Origin of the sequence: Simiduia litorea (genome assembly GCF_042853465.1) — a bacterium.
GTDB classification, from domain to species: domain Bacteria; phylum Pseudomonadota; class Gammaproteobacteria; order Pseudomonadales; family Cellvibrionaceae; genus Simiduia; species Simiduia litorea.
In genome coordinates, this window is sequence record NZ_AP031497.1 from 4,377,669 (window position 1) to 4,399,720 (window position 22,052).

The following is a 22,052-nucleotide window of genomic DNA, read 5'->3' on the forward strand; positions in this document are numbered from 1 at the left end:
CAACTCAAGGCCTTTAGCTTCTCCTGTAAACTGTAAGCTCATTGTCCTGTCGTCAAGCTTTCCGCCACACCAACAAGCGATTATTTGCCGGCATTTCGTTATCTTCTAAAGCCTGTAAATGCGCCAGCTGCGCGAGATATTGAATCTTTTCAAAATCCCGAATACCTCGCTCGGGGTCTTGCGCCTTTAGCCAAACATCAAAGCGCTCGTTACTCTCGCTGGTATAGCTGCCGCCATAATTCATCGGTCCATAAAGCACAAACAAACCGCCGGTGGATAACTGTGCACCGACCTTAGCAAACAGCTGCTCAACACTAGGCCAAGCCATAATATGTGCCGTATTAGCCGAGTAAATAGCGTCAATTGCCGGTAATTCAGGCCAAGGTTCGTTCACATCAAGCACAAAGGGCCCGCGTAGGTTGGGTAAATCGTACTCCGCCATCCACAGGCGAATACCCGCGTGATGCTCTTCGAGGTCGCTCGCTAACCACGTCACATCCGGGAGCGACTTAGCGAAATGCACGGCGTGTTGACCTGTGCCACTACCCACCTCCAAGACGGTCTTAGCGCCATCTAACAGGCGCCGCAAGTGCTTCAGAATAGGCGCTCTATTGTTCTGGCAGGCTTGCGAAAAAGGCTTAAGATCGAGAGATTCCACAGACAACACCTAGTTATTGTTCTTAAGGGCGTCGATATACGCGACTACAGCTTAGCGATATATTTCGACAAGCTCTCAAATTTAGCAGGATCATGGTCAACAAAGCGAATAGTGATTTTAATCAACCGCGTGTCCATTCGCGCCTCGGCCGCTTGTAGACTGCTGATATAGCCATTTACTCGCGCCACAGCGTTACCATCAACATCGGTGATATCTAGCACGGCAGACTCAAACAAAACCGGGAGCTGATCGGTGCGTTGGACGATTCCGTTCAAAGCTTGGAGCGAGAGTTCGCGGATTAAGCAGTCCATTTGTTGACCCGCCAAACGCAATTGCGCCATGCCTTTTTTCGACTTAGCTGGGGCTTTAGCAACCGCCGGCTTAGCCTTAGGTGCAAAGGCATCGGCACCGGATGCGGCCGCTGGCTTACCGGTAAGCGCTTCAATAGAGCCGAAGGCCACGCCTTGGGCGCCGCCCGCGGGCCGGCTAACGGCATCGATACCCAAGCGTTTCAATTGTTTCGACACTTTAGTCATCAGCTCGTCAGGGGTAAACGGCTTGACGAGGTAGTCCGACACGCCGGCTTGCACCGCCTTCACCACAAACTCCCGATCACCTCGACTGGTAACCATGACAAAGGGGGTTTTCGCGTGGGCATCGGCGCCTCTCACCCAGTGCAACAATTCCTCGCCAGACATGCCGGGCATTTCCCAATCCGACAAGATAATATCGACACTTTGCTTTTTTAAGATCGCAACCGCTCGCTGACCATCGGCAGCGTCGAACAAGGTGACACCCGGAAGCAGCGCCCTTAGGTTCTTCTTCACCATATCGCGAATAAAACTGGCGTCATCGACCACCAGAATACGTGCAGACATTCCACAACCCCTACATAAGCTTTAACGTATAGCCTAGCAGGCAAGTGCGCAGCGGGCCGACTTGGATGGGGGTTTATGCGTAGGCTGAGACAGGTTGATTCACTAACAGCGCATTATTCAAACAGCGGCCGAGCTGTTTACTATCGGCCAACCACGCGAGGGGGACGGGGAAAAACTGGCTATCGACATTCACACCGGTGGGCTTTAACGGGCGTATGCCCGGCAATAATTCGGCGGCAACTTGATGGCCTAGCTGTAAATACAGGGTGTTATTGACGATTAAGCCAACCAATTGACCGTGATAACTAATGCTAACAGCGTTAAAGCGATGACGAGTCTCGACCGTGGCGGTGCGGTTTCCACCCGCTTTCTGTAGTTGCGCGATAACATAGTCTACAAACGCAAGATCTTGCTGCATGGGTCACTCCATTGGCTCTGCAGGGCAATCTTTCGCGCTGCAAATAGTAACTGGGGTGACTGCGTTTACCCGTTATTATGGTTGTTGGCTGCAAGTAACTAAACGCTGTAGGGCATTCAGATTTAGCTGCAGCCAGAGAGGCAAATCCACCGTGCCGCTACATTACCAGCCCGGAAAAAGCGCGCAAGACGGATTTGGTCTAAAAAACACCTTAAACTATTTCAAATAGACTATCGCTTTGGCTAGCTACCCAGTTTACGCTTGAACACCCATTCCGTATCGCTCGAGCTAGCCGCATCAAACTGATAGCCATCGCTATCAAATGCTTTAAGCTCCTCCACCTCGGTTAATTGGTTTTCAATAACATAAGCGGCCATCAAACCCCGCGCTTTTTTGGCGAAGAAGCTAATAATTTTATATTGACCATTCTTATAATCTTTAAACACTGGGGTAAGGATAGGTTTATTCAGTTGGCTTTTTTTCACCGCACGAAAGTATTCCGCCGAGGCGAGATTAACAAGCACATCGCTGCGGCTCGCTTGCAGTTGGGTATTCAGGGCCTGAGTAATCTTGTCGCCCCAAAACGCATATAGATCAGCACCTACTGGATTAGAAAATTTCGTTCCCATCTCTAATCGGTAGGCTTGCATTAAATCCAAGGGCCGCAATAAGCCATATAGGCCTGATAAAATTCGTAAATGTTTTTGTGCAAAGGTACGCGCCTTTGCGTCGAAACTTTCGGCGTCCAAGCCCGTATAGACATCGCCTTTAAAAGCCAACATTGCAGGCTTTGCGTTGCTTTCGTCGAAAGGTAACTGCCACGCGTGAAAACGATCAAAATTCAACGTGCCGATCTTATCGCTCACACTCATCAACGCAGAAATATCGTGGGGAGATAATTTTTTTAGGCCATTGATCAGCGTTTGAGAGTAGTCGAGGAAATCCGGTTGCGTCGTTTTCGCGATTTTCCAAGCAGTGTCAAAGTCTAAGGTTTTTGCCGGCGAGATAACCAATAACATTACTAATTTCCAACTTTATTCAGGCGCGAGTATAGATTGCCACCAATTCAACGGTGTTTTGCCATCTTGGGGGTCGTAAACATTGCCGTACAGCCACATGCACTCTTCATCGAGGCAATCATTTAAGATATCTTCAATAACGCTAAAGCCCAAACTCACATGCACGCTGTAAACCAACATACGCGGCGTTTCAATATCCAGTTCACCGCCCAATTTTTCTAATGCAGGTGTCAGTTGTTCGGCAACGGCCTTGATATCATCGCGAGAAAACACCCGGACGCACACATTGCCACTGCGACGCACAATCTCAAATTCCTGAGATTGTTCATCAAATTGAATATTGTCGCCACTGGCCAAGCCTTTAACAAACGCTGGGGACTTTACTAGCTGTAAGCTTTGATCTTCATTAACCCGCACCTGAACTTTTTCGGCAACGGGCTGACCTTGGGGGTTAAGACCGGCAAAAATTTCGATCACTTGAAGGGCGTTCATGGCATATCCTAAAACAGTTACGGTAGGCGAATGGCGGGGGATTATAAGGCAAAGCGTGGATCTAACCCAATGCACTGTCTCTAGTGTCGCTAGGACACTCGCTAGTCATCGGCTACGGCAGACGTAGGAGCCCAGGTCGCGCTTGCGGCGCTCGCACTCGCGACGTAAGTTTTCGCACGCGGTGGCCTTCCCGGGGGCTGTGGGCTTCTTTTCGAGACAATAGTCATAGCGCTCGGACAGCTCGAAGTCTGACATTCTCTCGATCCGCGAGGGTTCACAGGCCACAAGCAACACAACCGTAGCGAACAAAATAAGCAGGGGAGCTGGGGTCACAGGCCAATCCGAACTGAAGACAATGCCCCATTATACGTAGTTAGGCGGCGCCTGCTAGATTTGCTCACAAACTCACGCTGGCACAGTTGTGCTAATGAAGCCGCCAAACACCTCAACACCGAGGTGCTTGGCGGTCGGCAGGAGCTTACGACTTCTTATGTAATTTGGCTTCGGCCTCATCCAGACTGATATGTCGAATATCCAGCCCACGCACCAAATAGATAACATGCTCGCAAATATTGCGCACATGATCGCCGATGCGCTCTAAGGCTCGCAGCGCCCATAGCACGTTCATCACCCGGGAAATTTCGCGCGGGTCTTCCATCATGTAGGTCACTAGCTCGCGCATGGCGGTTTTATATTCGCGATCCACCAACTCATCAGCTTCGACAACCTTTAGCGCCGCATCGGCGTCAAAGCGAGCAAAGGCGTCTAGACCCTGATTCATCATAGCCGCCACACTCGCGCCGATATGGCGAAGTTCGCTGGCTCCGCGGCTGTTAGTGCCCGCACCGGATAATTCAATGGCCATCTTGGCGACTTTTTGCGCCTCATCACCAATCCGCTCGAGATCGCGAATGGCCTTAATCACGGCTAACACTAGACGTAAGTCCGACGCGGCTGGCTGTCGTCTCGCAAGCACTAAGGTGGCTTGCTCATCGAGTTCAATTTCAAACTCATCCACTTTATCTTCATTAACAATCACTTTCTCAGCCAGAGCAGTGTCTCCACTTTCTATGGCAGCAACGGCATCAGACACTTGCTGCTCCACCAAGCCACCCATTTCTAACATTTGGGTGCGCAACGCTTCCAACTCAGCATTAAATTGACGAGAAATATGACGATCGAGATTTAATTTATCCACAGCTACTGCTCCATCAGCCGAAGCGGCCAGTTATATATGCTTCTGTTAAGGCATGATCGGGGTTGGTGAAAACTTTTTCCGTTTCATTCACTTCAATCAACTTACCCAAATGGAAATAGGCCGTGCGATGCGACACCCGCGCCGCCTGTTGCATCGAGTGAGTGACGATAGCAATAGTAAAGTTTTCACTCAACTCGGCGATTAGTTCTTCAACCTTAGCCGTCGCAATAGGATCAAGTGCCGAGCAGGGCTCATCCATTAAGATGACTTCTGGGCTCACAGCAATAGTGCGCGCAATACATAAGCGCTGCTGTTGGCCACCGGACAGACCCGTGCCCGGACCGTGCAATCGATCTTTCACTTCATTCCATAAACCCGCTTTGCGCAACGAGGTTTCGACGATTTCATCGAGTTCTGTACGTCGTGTTGCAAGACCGTGCACCTTAGGGCCGTAAGCAACATTATCGTAAATGCTTTTTGGAAACGGGTTAGGTTTTTGAAACACCATGCCGACGCGCGCGCGCAAGGGCACGACATCCAAACTTGGGTCATATATATCTTGCGACTCCAACATCAACTTACCCTGTACACGGCAGATATCGATAGTGTCGTTCATACGATTCAGGCAGCGTAAAAACGTCGATTTACCACAGCCCGATGGCCCAATCATAGCAATCACTTGGTTGCGGCCAATATCGAGATCAACACCAAATATCGCCTGCTTGTCGCCATAGAAAACATCGACTCCTCGCATAGACATTTTTGGATCATTCAAAAGCGGTGTGCCAACGGTCATTTCATGCGTGGCACTTTGTTCTGCAATATTCATTGTTTCACTCTTAACTACATAGGTCATGAGAAAGATTAGAACTCAGGCTGAATTACCAGCGGCGTTCGAGTTTACGGCGCAACAAGACCGCAAGGGTGTTCATTAAAAATAAGAATCCTAATAACACCATAATGGCGGCTGAGGTTTTTTCAACAAACGCGCGCTCTGGGCTATCGGCCCACAAGTAAATTTGTACCGGTAGCGCTGTCGCCGCATCCATAATGCCGCCCGGCACATCGACAACAAATGCCACCATGCCAATCATCAACAACGGCGCTGTTTCACCTAAGGCCTGCGCCATACCAATGATGGTGCCGGTTAACATACCTGGCATGGCGAGCGGCAATACGTGGTGTAAAACCACTTGCATTTTCGACGCGCCAAGACCCAGTGCGGCTTCGCGAATCGACGGCGGTACCGCTTTAATCGCTGCGCGACTTGAGATGATAATGGTGGGTAACGTCATTAAGGTTAAAACCAAGCCACCGACTAACGGAATGGAGCGCGGCATTTCGAAAAAGTTGATAAAAATTGCCAAACCCAGCAAACCAAAAATAATTGACGGCACAGCGGCTAGGTTATTGATATTGACTTCAATTAAATCCGTCCATCGATTCTTCGGCGCATATTCTTCCAGGTAAACTGCCGCTGACACGCCAATCGGAAAAGACAACAATAAGGTTACCAGCACGGTAAAAAATGAGCCCGCTGCTGCACCTAAAATACCCGCCATTTCCGGCTCGCGTGAATCACCGCTGGTAAAAAAGGTGGTATTAAACGATGTACGCAAGGCCTGCTTGTCTAATAAGCCATTTAACCACGTCAGTTGCTGTTCACTTAAACGACCCGTAAATGCCTCTTTACCATCGGCGCTACGGCTTTTAAACCAGGTGTCGACATCATCGTCTGCCAACAGCCAAAACCCTTGCATTGTATTTAGCAATTCGGGGTTAGCTTTTAACGTATCTCGGAGACTGTAACTTGCGCCACTGCTAATTAGCGCCGAAGCCGCCCGTTTGTCGCGACGATCAGTAATATTTAACTCTTGGTACAAGGAGCGCTTTATTTGACCTTCGAAATCCGCCATTAAATAGACGTCTTTACGCTCTAAATCGGTAAGACCAAGATCTTGTGCATTGAGGTCCACCGATAAATATATTTCCGTAGACAAAAAGCCCTTATAGCCTTTGCCGATGATGTCTGTAAACAGAACCACCACACAGGTTAAGCCAAATAGCACAGACGCAATGCCGTACCAGCGAAAACGTTTTTCGGATCGATAGCGCTTGGCCAAGTTCCGATTAACAATATCAATGGTTGATTCATTTTTACTCATATTGTTCTCGGTATTTTTTCACAACGTGTAACGCAACAAAGTTTAATGCCAAAGTTGTTACAAAAAGCATTAGCCCTAATGCAAAAGCCGCCAGAGTTTTCGGACTATCAAACTCTTGGTCGCCCACTAACAAGGTAACAATTTGCACGGTTACCGTGGTTACTGACTCGAGAGGGTTAGCTGTAAGTTTGGCCGCTAGGCCCGCGGCCATAACCACAATCATAGTTTCGCCAATGGCGCGCGATACCGCTAATAAAATACCACCAACCACACCAGGCAATGCCGCCGGTAACACCACCTTTTTAACGGTTTCTGACGTGGTCGCTCCCAATGCCAGTGAGCCATCCCTAAGCGATTGCGGTACAGCAGTGATAACGTCGTCGGCAAGAGAAGAAATAAAAGGGATGATCATGACGCCCATCACGAGACCTGCGGCCAAAGCGCTTTCGCTCGAGGCAGATAGGCCTAAACTAAAGCCCGCATCCCGCACCATGGGGGCAACGGTTAACGCCGCAAAGAAACCATAAACTACGGTTGGAATACCGGCCAGAATTTCTAACATCGGCTTAACAACCAAGCGAACCGTCTTGTTGGCGTATTCCGCCAAATAGATCGCGGCCATTAAACCAACCGGAACGGCAACCACCATAGCAATTAAGGAGATAAGCATGGTGCCGGCAAACAAGGGCACAGAGCCAAATGCACCAGAGCTGCCTACCTGATCCTCTCGCATAGCCATTTGAGGGCTCCATTGAGTACCGAATAAGAACTCAATAGGCGAGATGGATTTAAAAAATTGTAGCGATTCAAATAGCACGCTCAATACAATACCAATCGTAGTGAAAATCGCTAAACACGAACACGTTAGAAGCGCAAAACTAAAGGCTGTCTCTACTTTTTGGCGGGCGCGCAAGGTTGGCGAAACGCGGCTCCAACCAAACAACAAACCAAGAATCGAAACGCTTAACAAGGTACCAGTTAAAGCCAATTGATTAATGTTTAAAATGGCTTTTAAGCTTTCTGCGGCACTCAGCATTTCAGCGGATTGACCATCCGAGCTTAAGTGACCTTGGGACAAATTAGTAATCGTATTAAGCAACAGGCCAACGTCAGAGCTAGAGAGACCCTGCTGTACTTCTGATAAACGATCTATCACTAGCCATTGAATAATTTTACCATCCAATAGTTGCCACAAGCCCAACACGAGCAAACAGGGCAGGGCGCACCAAAGCGCCGTCAACATACCGTAGTAAAACGGCAGTGATGCTAGGCGGCTAGTTCCACCAATAGCCTGCGATTGCAGTACCGAACGCCCGCGTCCTAATACAAAGGCAAAAGCAAAGAGGGCTAAGAGTATTGTCGCTAAGGTTATAGGCTGCATAAATTCCATCGTTCTCAATAAAACAATCGTCAGGTACCGCTTAGCACCTGACGATCGCGTCGATCATTAGTAACGGGTGTTACATTGCTTTCAAGCTTTTCACAGCTGCAGCCATTTTGGTGCGCTTGTCTTTAGACATAGGAATCATGCCTTTCTCCGTCAAGTAACCATCGTCGCCCCAGGCCTTTTCGCTGGTGAATTCAGCTAGGTATTCTGCAATACCGGGAACAACACCAACGTGTGCCTTCTTCACGTAGAAATACAGTGGGCGCGAGATCGGGTAAGAAACATCGGCAATCGTCTCGAAGGTGGGTTCTTTACCGTCGACAAGAGCGGCTTTTACCTTATCGCTATTCTGATCTAAAAAGCTAAAACCAAAAATACCTAGCGCATTAGGATTGGCATTTAGTTTTTGCACGATCAAGTTGTCGTTTTCACCCGCTTCGATGTAAGAACCATCTTCGCGAATATCATGACAGATACCCTTGTACTTGTCTTTGTCGGCTTTTTCTAAAGCTTTTACCCAAGTGAAGGCCTGACAGCCGCCTTCCATTGCCATCTCTAAGAACGCGTCGCGAGTCCCTGATGTAGGTGGTGGGCCAAGCACTTCGATTTTATTAGCTGGCAACGCCGGGTTAACATCTTTCCACGTTTTGTATGGGTTTGGGATCAGGGATTCGCCGCCCTTAGGGTTTGGAACTGACTTCGCCAGAGCCAAGAACAAATCTTTGCGCGTAACGCTGAAAGCAGGTGCTGTTTTGGCATTGGCGATGACGATACCATCGTAACCAATCAGCACTTCAACCACCTCTTTCACGTTGTTTTCAGCGCACATCGCTAACTCCGAATCTTTGATCGCGCGCGACGCGTTGGTCATGTCCGGAAATTGCACACCAACACCGCTGCAGAATAACTTGAAGCCACCGCCCGTACCGGTAGATTCTACCTTTGGCGCCTTGAAGTTAGTTGAGCGGCCAAAGCGCTCGGCAACAGTGGTTGAGAAAGGGTACACAGTAGATGAACCAACAATGCTGATATGGTCGCGGGCAGCGGCTTGCGACGTCATAGCAACGCCCATGGCGGTTGCGAATAAGGCGGCTGTAGTAATGAGTTTGTTCACGGAATTCTCCAAATGGGACGTGGGTTTTGTGACGTCCGCTACTTTATGTAGCCTAGGTGACAATTATATGAAAGGAAGATGACAGTATTGTGACAAGCCAATCCCCCGCAGCTGATCCGGCTTGTTATGTATAATGCCAGCCCAAAATACCTCCAAATAAGACACAATAAGATGGATTTTGCGACTCTTATCCAAACCCAGCGCCGGCTCAGCGCAATAACCAGTTCGCTCGGCCGAGCCGTGGCTTGGCTCACCCTATTAATGGTGTTGCTGACCAGTTGTGTGGTGCTTTTGCGCTACGGCTTTAATATTGGCAGCGTCGCCCTGCAGGAAAGTGTCATTTACCTGCATGGCATCGTGTTCCTTTTGGCGCTCGCCTATACCGCCGACACCGACCAACACGTGCGCGTGGACATCTTTTATCGACGCTTTAGCCCACGCAGCCAAGCGTGGATTAACTGTTTAGGCAGCTTGGTCTTCCTGTTGCCCTTTGCGGTTTACCTGCTTTGGGTGACCTGGCCATTCTTTCTCAACGCTTGGCACATCCGAGAAACCTCGGCAGAAGCCGCAGGCCTGCCCTTTGTTTACCTATTGAAAGGCTTATTGCCACTCGCCGCTGCCAGTTTGGTTCTACATGCTATTGGACAAATCCTTGGGCAACTTGGGCATTTAATAACGGGGGAGTTCGAGCAATGATCGAATATCTACCGCTGTTTCTGTTCGCGGCTGTCTGTCTTGCGCTCATGCTTGGCTACCCAGTTGCCTTTACACTCGCAGGCGTTGCACTCATCTTCGCCGGCCTAGGTATCTTATTAGGGCATTTTGACCCCAATCTCTTATTGGCGCTACCCGATCGGCTTTATGGCACTCTGACTAACGTCACACTTATTGCCGTACCGCTGTTCGTGTTCATGGGCGTCATGCTGGAGCGCTCTCGCCTCGCCGAAGACCTACTCAATAACATGGCTCGTGCTTTCGGTAGGCTGCCGGGCGGGCTGGGTATCTCTGTAATTTTAGTGGGCACGTTGCTCGCAGCCTCCACCGGTATCGTCGGCGCCACAGTCGTCACCATGGGGTTGATGTCTCTACCCGCCATGCTTAAGCGCGGCTATTCGCCTGAGCTTGCCACCGGTACCATTTGTGCAACCGGAACGCTTGGTCAAATTATTCCCCCGTCGATCGCGCTGGTGTTATTGGGCGATGTACTGAGCGGCGCTTACCAGCAATCCCAGCTGACGCAGAACATATACAATGCCGAACCCATTTCTGTAGGCGACCTATTCGTCGGCGCGCTGATACCCGGGCTATTGTTGGTTCTGATGTACCTCGGCTATTTGATTTTCACCGCTTGGCGAGCGCCCAATTTAGCACCCGCCGGCGATGATGAAATGCCAGAGTGGGGAGCCTTTCTATCGAGCTTGATTCCTCCTATCCTATTGATTTTGCTGGTATTGGGGTCAATTTTAAGCGGCGCTGCTACGCCCACAGAAGCGGCCGGTGTAGGCGCTCTGGGCGCACTCTTGCTCGCCCTCTTTAAAGGCAAGCTCAGTAAAACTGTACTCTCAGATGTGGTGCAATCTACCACGCGTATTACCGCCATGGTCTTCGCCATTCTCATTGGCGCCTCGCTCTTTTCTTTAGTGTTTAGGGGCTTAGGTGGCGAGACCTTAGTACACCAATTGTTCGAGGGCCTGCCGGGTGGTGTTTTCACAGCCACACTTTTAGTGATGCTAGTGATTTTCTTGCTTGGCTTCATTCTGGACTTTATCGAAATCACCTTTGTGGTGGTGCCCATCATCGCGCCAGTGCTATTCACCATGGGCGTAGACCCTTTATGGCTCGGCATCATGATCGCCATCAACTTACAAACCAGCTTTCTGACGCCGCCCTTTGGATTCGCGCTGTTCTACCTGCGGGGTGTTGCGCCAGATTCTGTCAGCACAGGGCAGATTTACCGTGGCGTGGTACCTTATATTGTGATCCAATTGTCGCTGCTTGCGCTCCTAGCAATGAAACCGGAGATTGTAAGCTGGCTACCGGACTTGCTCCGCAACTAGCTAAAGCGTTGAAGTATCTATAACGAGAAATAAAACATGCAAAACGAAGACGAGAGCCCCACACCTAACGGCCAATTGATGCTCCAAGCACTGACGCTACCGGCCGATACTAACCCCAGCGGCGACATATACGGTGGCTGGCTGATGACCAAAATGGATCTAGCCGGCTCCGTCTCAGCACAAGCTATAGCTGGCGGCAGGGTAACCACGGTGGCGGCAGGTTCTATGGTATTTTTGCGCCCAGTGCCTGTTGGTGCTTGTGTGGGCTTTTATGTGGATGTAGAAGAAGTTGGCCGCTCCTCCATTCGCACACTGGTGGAAGCTTGGATACTCGATCCACGCGGCGGCGAAGCACAGAAAATAACAGAAGGCGAATTTGTCTTTGTCGCCATTGATGGCAACGGTAGAACCCGCCCCATTCAGAAATAGTGTTAGCTATCTAGTCTTACTATCTACTACCTAATACGATCTAAGACCTAACGGAGAGGCCGGCACCGGCCTCTACTATCGGATCTACCGGCTTTGGTAGTAAGCCTCTTCTGAAATTTTATGATACTGCTGGGCTTGGTTTAAAAAGCTTTCATAGTCAGCGTAAACTTTGGCAAAAAACGGGTCATTAGCTGATTGTTCGGCATACATTTGCACAGAAATCGCTTTCAATTTTTGCAACACGTCGTCGGGTAAACGACGAAGTTTCACACCGTGCTTATTTACCAATTCATTCATCGCGCGATTATTGCGTGCGGTATATTCATCGAGCATGTCTTGATTAACCGCCCGAGCCGTCACCTGAACCAACTTTTGCAAATCGTCAGGTAAGGACTCCAGCGCGGTTTTATTAATTAACAGCTCAAGCGTAGGGCCAGGCTCGTGCCAACCAGGGTAGTAATAGTACTTCGCCACCTGATGAAAACCGAACGCGAGATCGTTATAGGGGCCAACCCACTCGGTGGCGTCTATCACACCGGTTTGCAAAGAAGTATAGAGCTCGTTACCAGGGATATTCACAGCTACACCACCGGCGCGGGTAAAAACTTCACCACCCAAACCAGGAATGCGCATTTTTAAGCCTTGTATATCAGCCAGCGAATTTATTTCCTTATTAAACCAACCAGCCATTTGCACGCCTGTATTGCCGCCAGCAAAGGGAACGATATTAAACGGCGCATAAGCCTCGCGCCACAGTGCGCCACCATTACCGTAATGCAACCAACCATTCATTTCCTGCGCATTCATACCGAAAGGTACGGAGGTAAAAAACGGCGCGGCGGGTATTTTTCCCTTCCAATAATATGCCGCACCATGACCCAGCTCGACGCTGCCGCTAGACACGGCATCAAAAACACCCAGAGCGGGTACTAATTCATTAGCACCGTAAACGGTTACTTCAATGCGACCGTTGCTGGCCTCGTTAATCCACCTGGCGAAGTTTTCACCCGCCATACCAAGGCCTGGAAAATTTTTTGGCCACGTAGTCACCATACGCCAGTGGTATTTTTGCTGATTTTTTAAATCACCTTGATCGAAGCTTAATTGCGCCGCCGGCTGAGTAAAAACCAAGGCGTAAAATAAACCAACCACCAAGGCGACAAGTACAACAATTACCAAGGGCACTAATGTTTTTTTGCTGCTATCCATAGTCAGATTTTCTTTTTGATTTTTATTTTCTAAACGGCTTCTAATTTCGCCAACCGCAACACCAACCACTTTGAACCTTCATCGCGAAAGTTAACTTGTACGCGGGCATTCGCGCCCTGACCTTCAAACTGGGTAATCATACCCTCGCCAAATACCGGGTGACTCACCGCTTGGCCCAAATTAAAGCCCGTTTCTTGCACCACTGCTTGCTGATTATCCCAGCGCGAAGGTGCCGCACGCTGGAAAGACACAGGCCGGCTAAAGCTGGCTTTAACCCGCACCTCCTCTAGCAGGTTACTTGGTATTTCTTTAACGAAACGGGACAGGGCATTATATGTTTCACTGCCGTACATGCGGCGCGACTCCGCATAGGTTAAATAGAGTTTTTGCATCGCGCGGGTAATACCCACATAGGCCAAGCGGCGCTCTTCTTCTAATCGTCCCGGCTCCTCCATAGACATTTTATGGGGAAACAGGTTCTCTTCCATACCGGCTAGAAACACTAAAGGAAACTCTAATCCTTTGGCGCTGTGCAAGGTCATCAATTGCACCGCGTCTTCAAACTCATCGGCTTGTTGATCACCAGCATCGAGTGCCGCACCATCTAAGAATTCCGCGAGATCAGTGATATTTTCATCTTCACCTACAAAGCTACCACAGGCATTAATCAGCTCCTGTAAGTTTTCAACCCGCGCTTGGCCTTTTTCACCTTTTTCATTTTTGTGAAATTCGAGCAAGCCAGAATCTTTAATGACTTTATCAACCAGCGGACCTAAGGTTAGCTCACTGGTGTCTTGCTTTAATTGCAACACTAGGTGCTGAAAGCCTTCCACCGCCGTTCGAGCCCGCGCCGCCAAGACTTTTTCCTGTACCATTTTATTGGCTGCGCTCCAAAGGGAGCTACCTTCAGCGCGGGCAAATTGGCGAATAGTATCCACCGATTTTTCACCAATACCTCGAGTGGGTGTATTCACCACGCGCTCGAAGGCAGGATCGTCGTGCGGGTTATTAATGAGTCGCAAATAGGCCAAGGCATTCTTAATTTCCAAGCGCTCGTAGAAGCGCTGGCCACCATAAATACGGTAGGGCACTTGTTCGCGCAACAGCGCCTCTTCTAACACCCTCGACTGCGCATTCGAGCGGTACAAAATCGCTACTTGATCTAAACGCGCGTCTGGCTGCGTGTGCCACTGTTCGATACGCTCAACGATGAAACGCGCCTCGTCCTGCTCGTTATAGGCGGCATAAAGAGCAATCAAATCACCTTCATCGCCATCAGTCCAAAGCTCTTTGCCGAGTCGGCCTTGGTTGTGGTCAATCACCGCATTGGCGGCTTTCAGTATATTCGCGGTAGAACGATAATTTTGCTCCAGCCGTATGGTTTTGGAACCCAAAAAATCTTCCGTAAAGCGCTGAATATTCTCTATGCGCGCACCGCGCCAGCCGTAAATAGATTGATCATCATCACCCACCGCGGTCACAAACGCGGTTTTACCTGCCAAGACTCTGAGCCAGGCATATTGTACAGCGTTGGTATCTTGAAACTCGTCCACCAAAATGAACGGGAAGCGCTGCTGATAGTGACGTAATAGCGCCGCGTTATCGCGCAACAATTCGAGTGCACGCAACAATAGCTCGCCAAAATCCACTAGACCGCTGCGGTTACAAGCGGCCTCATAGCCGCGATAAATGGACAGGTGGGTGCGGGTATAGACATCGCCGGTATCATCGACGTGCGCCGCGCGCCGGCCTTCGTCTTTTTGCCCGTTAATCCACCACTGGGCTTGTCGCGCCGGCCACTGCTTCTCATCCAACTGCAACTCAGCGCAGACACGCTTAATCATGCGCAATTGATCGTCACTATCGAGAATCTGAAAGTTTTGCGGCAGCTTGGCATCTTGCCAATGCATCTTTAGTAATCGATGCGCAAGCCCGTGGAAGGTGCCCACCCACATGGCGCGCGGGTTCAGCCCAAGCAGTTCTTCTAAGCGGGCACGCATTTCGCGCGCGGCCTTATTGGTAAAGGTCACAGCCATAATCGACACAGGCGACACCCGCTCGACTTCTATCAGCCAAGCAATGCGGTGTACTAACACCCGCGTTTTACCGCTGCCAGCGCCAGCCAAGATTTGCTGGTTACAGGGCTCGGCACTCACAGCTTCACGCTGTGCGTCATTAAGTTGGTCAAGTAAGCGAGAGACGTCCATGCACCATCTTTTAGCTGTATGTAGGAAAACTACAAAAACATAGCGTTTTTACTACATATTTGAATAAAATAACGATCTATACCGAGCACAAACGGATGGCTCTGGGAAGATCGACGCAAATACCGGTTTTTATCTGTACTTTATAGGGAGAAGGCCTTGAAACCCGCGCTAATGACGCAAAGAATCAGCGACGCCATTTTAACGATGCGCAAATCAGAACGCAAAGTGGCTGAATTCGTATTAACCAATCCCGCAGACATCATACACATGCGCATTGTCGACTTGGCAAAAAAAGCCGACGTCAGCGAACCAACGGTAGTGCGCTTCTGCCGCGCTATTGGCTGCGAGGGCTTTCAAGACTTCAAACTCAACCTAGCCCAACAGCTAGCCTCAAGCCCAAGCTTCGGCCAGATTGCTGTCACCGATGAAGATTCCGTTGCCGACTATAGCCACAAGGTATTCGACTCCACCGTCGACACGCTATTAAAAGTGCGCGACTCGCTCAACCCAGAGGTGATGGATCGCGCCGTCAGCGCACTGTGCAAAGCCAACCGCGTGGAGTTCTTCGGCTTCGGCGCCAGCGGTGCGGTGGCAGCTGATGCGCAACACAAGTTTTTCCGGCTTCAGCTCGCCACCGCCGCCTACTCAGATCACCACATTCAACACATGAGTGCCATGAGCATGCAGCCCGGCGATGTCGTCGTTGCCATTTCACAGTCGGGTCGCACGGAAGCATTAATCAACGCTATTGAAGTGGTGCGAAGTGTCGGCGGTATTGTCATCGCCATAGCACCCTCCAATTCACCGGTCATTCAAAGAGCCAGCATCGCCATTGAAGTGGATGTAGAAGAAGACATCGAAATCTACACACCTTTATCTTCGCGTATTGCGCATTTGGTGGTGATTGATGTGTTGGCCATTGGTGTGGCGCAACATAAAGGACCAAAGCTGCACGATCATTTGTTTCGATTGAAGCAGGGGTTGCGGAAGCTAAGGGTGCAGGGGTAATTAATCGTAAGTTAAATAAGAATATTTTCAGATATAGCAAAATGATTGGATCAATAAGCCTGCAATAATCACTTATCACCGGCTTTGCCAAACAGAAGTTAGTGCTATCCTTTGCGCTTAGGCGCACCCAATACCACAGCGGATAGTAATGTCTTTTCGGTACCTTCTGCTTTGGTCAACCGTTCTTACGTCTAATCGCGAGTAACAGTAGACCGATAAAAAGCAGAGTAGCGGAGGTGGTTTCATGCACCTCGATGGTATCGATTTTCGATAGCGTACCCGCGAGCCAAAGGGTTTCGCCTATAAGTGTATTGGTGATAGAGGCACCTTCATAGGGATGAGTTTTATGGAGATTGTGAAATAGATCTTCGCCAGCGGCGAGATAAAAATAGTCCAGGTACAAACTGAAAGTAATCCCCGCTGTAGAAAACGAATGAAAACCGTTTTGGTAAAGGCTGTCAGAATCTGAGACTGGTTGATCGTACATGAGTCCCACTTCGCCCTGCCAGAAAAAAGCAAACGGGTCACTGCTAAAGTCTACTTCCACTAGTTTGCGCGACTGATCGTCTACCGTGATAATCGCCGTGGCGTGATAGCTATTATTAGCGTTGTGAATAGGGCTGTCGTAAGAATAGGTGATAAGCGCTGCGCTCGTGGTTTTGCAGCATAAAATAGTTAGCAGGAATACACTGATTGTAACTAGATATTTCATTTAAAACTCCATTTTTCTTGAGCTCGGATTCCATCCGAAGCAGGCGTTAAACATCTTTTTAGAGACCACCCCAATGGTCTCCTAAAAATGTACCTAGATGGGTATTGGAGCATAAAATATTACACGTCGTCATGCACCTTTCTGCCTAATATCTTATATCAATTAATTACTGATTTTGAATTTCTAATTGTTTTTGGTTCTGTTGACGGGTATTCCGGTGCTCGGCGCTGCTACTACCACCCCTTGGATCAACGAGTAGGTCACGCTGATTAAAGGATCAGACTACTTAAAGAACGCACTTTGGATTCAGGTAGATGGAGCCCATTGCGGATACTCTAGCGCGACGCGCTTTGTACATGCCAGATAGGATAATCAATCTCGATTTTGTTCACAAAGGGACAATTAACTACCTCTATCGACGCTATTCAGAACTTTAACTTCTATTAAGATCATCCGCACTTTTAACGAAACTGCTCAATCCGCTGCCCGCCCGCCGGTCGTGAAACCATTTTCAATATTATCAATAAATTAGCGGTTTTTTAGTCGGAGCTTTTTCTCCATTAACACTACTGTACGTCCACGTATCATGGTGAACGTAGATCATCTGGTACGCATTCCTCTAAAGCGAACACAGCACTTTCTGAGTTGGCGCGTAATATTCCAATACTACCAATCAATCCTTCCGTATATCACACACTAATCTTTAGTGTCGATTTAGCATAACCAAGACCTTTAGTGTTCCAAGCCCTGAAGTAAATTTTAGAGTCAGTACCCGTTTTTACTGTGGTCTTAGTTCTAAAAATTGATTTTCTGCGCTGGCAAACAGCGGTAGAAAATACAGTAAAGTCACTTGCACTCTTGAGGATTTATTCATAATTATTATCCACACTTTACGTTTGATATAGTTAACAGGCTCTGCACATCAGGCGGCACAACCACTGTGCCTGACCGCCAAGGAAATTGATTTAAAGGCATGGCTGCGTACAGCCCATAGAGGTATTCTTGATAGCAATGGGATTCGCATACGTTTCCGTACGAAAATAACCATACATGCATTCCCCCTCTCGACCTACCGAGTTCGAAGGGGATTTGCTTAAAGAGATCATAATCCACGGTGGTTTTCGTTGTGGCTTCGGTAGGTAGTTACAACTTTCCCCGGTGGCCTATAGTTAATAACATGATGGCCAACCGGCACTTTTTCTACGCTGTAGCTACACGTCTTTTTTTACCTCATTGTAATAACTTAAAAAATGCTCGCCATCGCGATCTAAAGGGTGATTTACATCTGGATTGTAGTAAATACCACTCCAGTTTTCGTGGTTTATCAAGTACTTCGCTAGTTCGGTACCCTTTTTACCCAATGTTCGCACTTTACTTGATATAGCAGGCCGACCCGTTTGTTCAAATGCGTGCTTTATGCACCCAAATAGCCATAGTTATACAGTCTGAGGAAATGGAGTCTTTATATTTTGTTGGGTTTGACTGTATCAGCTGACTAGCTACATGATTTTTCCAGCTGTCCAAAATATCCGTTACATTTTCAACCGCATACTTCAAGAATGTTTTAGTCAATAATTCAACCCACCATTTCCTTGTCACATCTAATTAATTAGTGCTAGTCTCGATCTACCTAACTGAATGGCCTGTCAATATTTAGAGCAGTAACAGATTATCCAGCTGTTCATGGAATGAATTTAGAGAGTATAGGGATATTACATGGAAACAGAATTTCGCGTCATTTTTAATGGTGAAATTGCTGAGGGCGAGGATCGCGACTCAGTTGCACTAAAGCTTTTGCCAATATTGGGTTTAGATATTAGTAAAACGGAGGCAGTTTTCTCCGGTAAAATGCTTGTGTTAAAAACAACGCAAAATCGCCAGCAAGCTGAGAAGGTAGTTGCGTATCTTGCCCGCACAGGTGCTGTTGCCCATATTGAGCGGGCCCCAGAATCCGATACTGCGCCCACCGCAACGAATGAAGATCCCACACCTGAAGCTGCTATTCTTAGCCCCACAAAACCTAAAATCACCATCACTGAAAGTAGCGACGAGAAACCCTCTCGGATAGTTCAGCGGCTTTCTCGATTCAAAGAGCGCCTGCAGTATCGCTTTGACACCTTCATGGCGAAAGGGAGCTCTTCTTCTTTTAAGGCCTTATTAATTGTTTTTCTTGGATTTTTTGGAATCATCGCATGCATCAGGGCCGGCGTTCGATGGCTATCGCCAGATACCGTTCAGCAGTACGCCGATTTGGGCGTTTTGGGGAATATTTACGTCACCTTTCTGCAACTTACCGACCCTGGCAATATGGCTCAGGATATTTTGTCCTCTGGATGGTATAAGTTTTTTGCCATCTTGGCCGGTATAGCAGGCGTCATCTTGTTATCGGCACTTATAGCGGTGATAACCACAGCGCTTGATCAAAAATTGGCCGAATTGAAGCGTGGCCGCTCTAAAACGCTGGAGCAAGGTCACACCTTGATAATTGGCTGGGACGAAGAACGCGTGGTTGAAATTTTACGCGAGCTGATCTGGGCTAATGAAAGCGAAAACGATGCCTGTGTGGTCATTCTTGCCGAGCAAGACAAGCAACTAATGGATGAAGTGCTAAGAATGCGGTTACCTAATACGGCGTCTACTCGCATTGTGACGCGGTCTGGTTCCGGCACCCTGTTATCCAATTTAGACAGAGTCAATCTGACCACCGCTAAATCAGTTATTATTCTCGCAGCTTGTGCCGATACGGCATCATACGAAAATAAGATTCGCAGCGATGCCATGTCAATTCAGACACTTTTGGCGGTCACTACAAAAAGTCAGCTGAAAGAGAATTACGCGGTAGTCGCGGAGGTATTTAACGAAACATACCGTGAGATCATCAAGACTACCTTTCCCGACTACGTAGTTACCTTAGATTCAAGCGATATTTTAGCGAAACTGATGGTCCAAACCTCCCGCTCAGTGGGTCTTTCGGTCGTTTATAGTGAAATTCTTTCATTTGATGGCTGCGAGCTTTATTTTCATACTGCTGAGTGGCGCGACACGCGATTCGGTGACTTAGCCTATCACTTCGAAGATGGTGTACCTATTGGCGTTCGAGATGCTAACGGAAAGCTTCTGGTTAATCCGTCGCAGTGCTACCAGATGAAGTCAGGTGATGAAATTCTAATCGTCGCCGACGACGATTCAACCATAAAGTTTGAACCAGATCCGATATATATCGCTCAGGACTTTCCACTTAGTGACAGACGTTTGAAGCAGATGACTGAATGTGAACTCATCATCGGATGGAACCATAAGGCTCGCGGTGTACTTAGCGAGTTTTCAGACTACGTTGCATCAGGAAGTGAAATCGATGTAGTGATTTATAATGCTACTGAAGCAGAGCGACGTGAAGTCGAAGAAATCAATGCCGAGCTCGGTAATATAAAAATCAATTTGATGGACATAAACCCCTTAGATAGAAGCCAGCTCATTGCTCTTCAATTGGAGCGCTATGGTACAGTTATCGTATTGGCCAGTGCACGATTGCATTCAGATACCAAAACAATCGACTCTGAGAATATCGTAACGCTTTTATTGTTGAGAAGCATTTTTGAGGAAATGGACAAAGTTCGCGAAACCAAATTGATTACCGAAGTGTTGGAAAGCCAAAACCACGCGTTAATTGCTCAGGCTGGCGTCAAAGACATGATTATATCCAGTAGGTTGGTTAGTATGATCACCGCGCAAATTTCAGAAAGTCCTGGGATAAAGGAAGTCTACGACGATATCTTTGAAGAAGATGGGTCAGAGATCTATTTAAAGCCTGTATCTCTTTATTTCGATGATATACCAGAGCAAGTCTCCTTCGCTGATTTAATCGCAATTGCACAAAAACGCAATGAATCCTGTTTTGGCGTTAAAATAAAGGCGCTTGAAAACAATCAGGATAAAAACAACGGCGTAATACTTATCCCTCCTAAAGATCATCTCTTTCAATTATGTCCAGAAGATTGCCTAGTAGTGGTTGCCGAAGACGAGCTTTAATATAAATTATAATGCAGAGTGAATTAGAACGATGAAATATTGGTTAGACAAAGAATCCGAGACTAACAACGCCATCTTGGTTAATAAAAGTGGCATTGCTATATCTTCTTGTGACAAAGAATCTTATGAAAAAGTTGAATCACAACTAGCGTCAAAGGTTAATCCATTCGAAATATTCGGTACTGATGATCTACTAACGATTCCATTCTCTAAAATTCAAAGTATAACCTGCCGTAGTACAGATGACGACATTACAGTATCTTACAAAGCAAAAAAAGATATCGAGGAGGAGACGCTGTACTTCAAAAGTACAGCCGAAGTGGATGAGTTTATTCAAGCTCTTGATTCTTACGCACCTAGCCATTTGGTTAAAAATGTATACCAACAACCAGCTATCGTTGCCACTCTAAGTCCGATATTAAGCTTAGCTTTTGGATTCGCGCTAACTTACGTTTACTTCAATAAGTTTCGTTGGCTTGCCATTATCATTGGCGGCATTTGGATAGCAGGTAGTTTATTTACACTTGTCCAACGCGCTAAAAATCCACCATTGATCACGCGTTGGAAACCGGACGGTAAGTACGCAAGAAAAATGTGGAACGGTATCAAAACCGGCGTTTCTTACGCCGTAGCCATTTTTGTAGCACTAGCTTTCTCCCTAAAGTTTCCCGATAGCTACGGTGAAAAAAGCCTCTACACCCATGTTCTAGAGGATGATATGAAAATTGAAGACGTAGAGAAATACTTGAGCCGGGGCGCGAATATTGACTATGTCGATAGAGATGGAGATACCGCTTTGTTGATGGCTATCTATAACGAAAACGAAGCGCTTGCCATCGCACTTATTGAGGCCGGTGCTAGCTTGAAATCCTTATCCGAAGTCGATGGAGAGACACCGTTACACTATGCTATAAACTATGGTGCTTCTGTTGCCGTCGTACAGTCTATGGTTAAACACGGAGCAAGTTTAGATATTTTGTTTGACGATCAAAATTTAGTCGAGTACGTTCGTGAATTAGATAATCCTGAACTCTTAGCAATATTCGAGCGTAAGTAAGGAATCAATGATTTA

The 22,052-nt window shown here is 47.9% G+C and carries 19 protein-coding genes; 6 read left to right on the plus strand and 13 right to left on the minus strand.

What is annotated here, in order from left to right; genetic code table 11:
* Positions 1–52: 52 nt before the first annotated feature.
* The 10 genes from ACGHTT_RS19555 to ACGHTT_RS19600 all read right to left on the minus strand — a co-directional run bounded on the left by ACGHTT_RS19555 (position 53) and on the right by ACGHTT_RS19600 (position 9,329).
* A complete protein-coding gene (locus ACGHTT_RS19555; RefSeq protein WP_390592692.1) occupies positions 53–658 on the minus strand; it encodes a DUF938 domain-containing protein in 606 nt (201 codons plus the stop codon).
* 44 nt (positions 659–702) lie between these two features.
* Positions 703–1,536: a response regulator gene (locus ACGHTT_RS19560; protein WP_390592693.1), complete on the minus strand. Its 834-nt coding sequence runs from the start codon at positions 1,534–1,536 to the stop codon at positions 703–705.
* Between the two features lie 73 nt (positions 1,537–1,609).
* A complete protein-coding gene (locus ACGHTT_RS19565) occupies positions 1,610–1,954 on the minus strand; it encodes a hypothetical protein (RefSeq protein ID WP_390592694.1) in 345 nt (114 codons plus the stop codon).
* 242 nt (positions 1,955–2,196) lie between these two features.
* Positions 2,197–2,973: a peroxide stress protein YaaA gene (gene yaaA / locus ACGHTT_RS19570; RefSeq protein ID WP_390592695.1), complete on the minus strand. Its 777-nt coding sequence runs from the start codon at positions 2,971–2,973 to the stop codon at positions 2,197–2,199.
* Positions 2,974–2,988: 15 nt separating this feature from the next.
* Positions 2,989–3,465, minus strand: coding sequence for a DUF4265 domain-containing protein (locus ACGHTT_RS19575; RefSeq protein ID WP_379784044.1), 477 nt, complete (start codon positions 3,463–3,465; stop codon positions 2,989–2,991).
* A 478-nt stretch (positions 3,466–3,943) separates the two neighbouring features.
* The gene (gene phoU / locus ACGHTT_RS19580; RefSeq protein WP_390592696.1) at positions 3,944–4,663 is read right to left on the minus strand and encodes a phosphate signaling complex protein PhoU; all 720 of its coding nucleotides are present in this window, start codon (positions 4,661–4,663) and stop codon (positions 3,944–3,946) included.
* A gap of 13 nt (positions 4,664–4,676) precedes the next feature.
* The gene (gene pstB, locus ACGHTT_RS19585; RefSeq protein ID WP_390592697.1) at positions 4,677–5,492 is read right to left on the minus strand and encodes a phosphate ABC transporter ATP-binding protein PstB; all 816 of its coding nucleotides are present in this window, start codon (positions 5,490–5,492) and stop codon (positions 4,677–4,679) included.
* A gap of 52 nt (positions 5,493–5,544) precedes the next feature.
* Positions 5,545–6,828: a phosphate ABC transporter permease PstA gene (pstA, locus tag ACGHTT_RS19590; protein WP_390592698.1), complete on the minus strand. Its 1,284-nt coding sequence runs from the start codon at positions 6,826–6,828 to the stop codon at positions 5,545–5,547.
* Positions 6,821–8,209: a phosphate ABC transporter permease subunit PstC gene (gene pstC / locus ACGHTT_RS19595; RefSeq protein WP_390592699.1), complete on the minus strand. Its 1,389-nt coding sequence runs from the start codon at positions 8,207–8,209 to the stop codon at positions 6,821–6,823. The genes pstA and pstC overlap by 8 nt, the downstream gene beginning before the upstream one ends.
* Before the next feature lie 79 nt (positions 8,210–8,288).
* Positions 8,289–9,329, minus strand: coding sequence for a PstS family phosphate ABC transporter substrate-binding protein (locus tag ACGHTT_RS19600; RefSeq protein WP_390592700.1), 1,041 nt, complete (start codon positions 9,327–9,329; stop codon positions 8,289–8,291).
* A 171-nt stretch (positions 9,330–9,500) separates the two neighbouring features.
* Here ACGHTT_RS19600 and ACGHTT_RS19605 point away from each other — a divergent pair, with 171 nt between their 5' ends.
* Genes ACGHTT_RS19605 through ACGHTT_RS19615 form a run of 3 tightly spaced genes read left to right on the plus strand, consistent with a single transcriptional unit; the run spans position 9,501 to position 11,815 of the window.
* The gene (locus ACGHTT_RS19605; protein ID WP_390592701.1) at positions 9,501–10,025 is read left to right on the plus strand and encodes a TRAP transporter small permease subunit; all 525 of its coding nucleotides are present in this window, start codon (positions 9,501–9,503) and stop codon (positions 10,023–10,025) included.
* Positions 10,022–11,386 (plus strand): TRAP transporter large permease subunit, encoded by a 1,365-nt coding sequence (locus ACGHTT_RS19610; protein WP_390592702.1) that lies wholly within the window; start codon positions 10,022–10,024, stop codon positions 11,384–11,386. The genes ACGHTT_RS19605 and ACGHTT_RS19610 overlap by 4 nt, the downstream gene beginning before the upstream one ends.
* A 36-nt stretch (positions 11,387–11,422) precedes the next feature.
* Entirely contained in the window at positions 11,423–11,815 is a 393-nt protein-coding gene (locus tag ACGHTT_RS19615) for an acyl-CoA thioesterase (protein ID WP_290260128.1), read from the plus strand.
* An 84-nt stretch (positions 11,816–11,899) separates the two neighbouring features.
* On the opposite strand, the gene ACGHTT_RS19620 is transcribed toward ACGHTT_RS19615, so the two are convergent.
* Positions 11,900–13,024 carry a TRAP transporter substrate-binding protein gene (locus ACGHTT_RS19620; RefSeq protein ID WP_390592703.1) on the minus strand — a complete coding sequence of 375 codons (1,125 nt, stop codon included), beginning with the start codon at positions 13,022–13,024 and terminating at the stop codon, positions 11,900–11,902.
* Positions 13,025–13,053: 29 nt separating this feature from the next.
* Complete coding sequence (gene uvrD, locus ACGHTT_RS19625) at positions 13,054–15,231, minus strand: DNA helicase II (RefSeq protein ID WP_390592704.1); 2,178 nt, start codon at positions 15,229–15,231, stop codon at positions 13,054–13,056.
* A 171-nt stretch (positions 15,232–15,402) separates the two neighbouring features.
* Between uvrD and hexR the strand changes: the two genes are divergently transcribed.
* Positions 15,403–16,239, plus strand: coding sequence for a transcriptional regulator HexR (gene hexR / locus ACGHTT_RS19630; protein WP_390595091.1), 837 nt, complete (start codon positions 15,403–15,405; stop codon positions 16,237–16,239).
* Between the two features lie 175 nt (positions 16,240–16,414).
* Here hexR and ACGHTT_RS19635 read toward each other — a convergent pair whose 3' ends face one another.
* Positions 16,415–16,951: a hypothetical protein gene (locus ACGHTT_RS19635; RefSeq protein ID WP_390592706.1), complete on the minus strand. Its 537-nt coding sequence runs from the start codon at positions 16,949–16,951 to the stop codon at positions 16,415–16,417.
* Positions 16,952–18,667: 1,716 nt separating this feature from the next.
* Here ACGHTT_RS19635 and ACGHTT_RS19640 point away from each other — a divergent pair.
* Both ACGHTT_RS19640 and ACGHTT_RS19645 read left to right on the plus strand, forming a co-directional pair.
* Entirely contained in the window at positions 18,668–20,980 is a 2,313-nt protein-coding gene (locus ACGHTT_RS19640) for a CASTOR/POLLUX-related putative ion channel (RefSeq protein ID WP_390592707.1), read from the plus strand.
* A gap of 31 nt (positions 20,981–21,011) precedes the next feature.
* Complete coding sequence (locus tag ACGHTT_RS19645) at positions 21,012–22,037, plus strand: ankyrin repeat domain-containing protein (protein WP_390592709.1); 1,026 nt, start codon at positions 21,012–21,014, stop codon at positions 22,035–22,037.
* Positions 22,038–22,052 lie beyond the last annotated feature (15 nt).

What these genes read in the sequence shown, in the direction of transcription:
- ACGHTT_RS19560 (WP_390592693.1), bottom strand. Translation starts at nt 1,536, where the DNA reads ATGTCTGCACGTATTCTGGTGGTCGATGACGCCAGTTTTATTCGCGAT.
- ACGHTT_RS19565 (WP_390592694.1), bottom strand. Translation starts at nt 1,954, where the DNA reads ATGCAGCAAGATCTTGCGTTTGTAGACTATGTTATCGCGCAACTACAG.
- yaaA (WP_390592695.1), bottom strand. Translation starts at nt 2,973, where the DNA reads ATGTTATTGGTTATCTCGCCGGCAAAAACCTTAGACTTTGACACTGCT.
- ACGHTT_RS19575 (WP_379784044.1), bottom strand. Translation starts at nt 3,465, where the DNA reads ATGAACGCCCTTCAAGTGATCGAAATTTTTGCCGGTCTTAACCCCCAA.
- pstB (WP_390592697.1), bottom strand. Translation starts at nt 5,492, where the DNA reads ATGAATATTGCAGAACAAAGTGCCACGCATGAAATGACCGTTGGCACA.
- pstA (WP_390592698.1), bottom strand. Translation starts at nt 6,828, where the DNA reads ATGAGTAAAAATGAATCAACCATTGATATTGTTAATCGGAACTTGGCC.
- pstC (WP_390592699.1), bottom strand. Translation starts at nt 8,209, where the DNA reads ATGCAGCCTATAACCTTAGCGACAATACTCTTAGCCCTCTTTGCTTTT.
- ACGHTT_RS19605 (WP_390592701.1), top strand. Translation starts at nt 9,501, where the DNA reads ATGGATTTTGCGACTCTTATCCAAACCCAGCGCCGGCTCAGCGCAATA.
- ACGHTT_RS19610 (WP_390592702.1), top strand. Translation starts at nt 10,022, where the DNA reads ATGATCGAATATCTACCGCTGTTTCTGTTCGCGGCTGTCTGTCTTGCG.
- ACGHTT_RS19615 (WP_290260128.1), top strand. Translation starts at nt 11,423, where the DNA reads ATGCAAAACGAAGACGAGAGCCCCACACCTAACGGCCAATTGATGCTC.
- ACGHTT_RS19620 (WP_390592703.1), bottom strand. Translation starts at nt 13,024, where the DNA reads ATGGATAGCAGCAAAAAAACATTAGTGCCCTTGGTAATTGTTGTACTT.
- uvrD (WP_390592704.1), bottom strand. Translation starts at nt 15,231, where the DNA reads ATGGACGTCTCTCGCTTACTTGACCAACTTAATGACGCACAGCGTGAA.
- hexR (WP_390595091.1), top strand. Translation starts at nt 15,403, where the DNA reads ATGACGCAAAGAATCAGCGACGCCATTTTAACGATGCGCAAATCAGAA.
- ACGHTT_RS19635 (WP_390592706.1), bottom strand. Translation starts at nt 16,951, where the DNA reads ATGAAATATCTAGTTACAATCAGTGTATTCCTGCTAACTATTTTATGC.
- ACGHTT_RS19640 (WP_390592707.1), top strand. Translation starts at nt 18,668, where the DNA reads ATGGAAACAGAATTTCGCGTCATTTTTAATGGTGAAATTGCTGAGGGC.
- ACGHTT_RS19645 (WP_390592709.1), top strand. Translation starts at nt 21,012, where the DNA reads ATGAAATATTGGTTAGACAAAGAATCCGAGACTAACAACGCCATCTTG.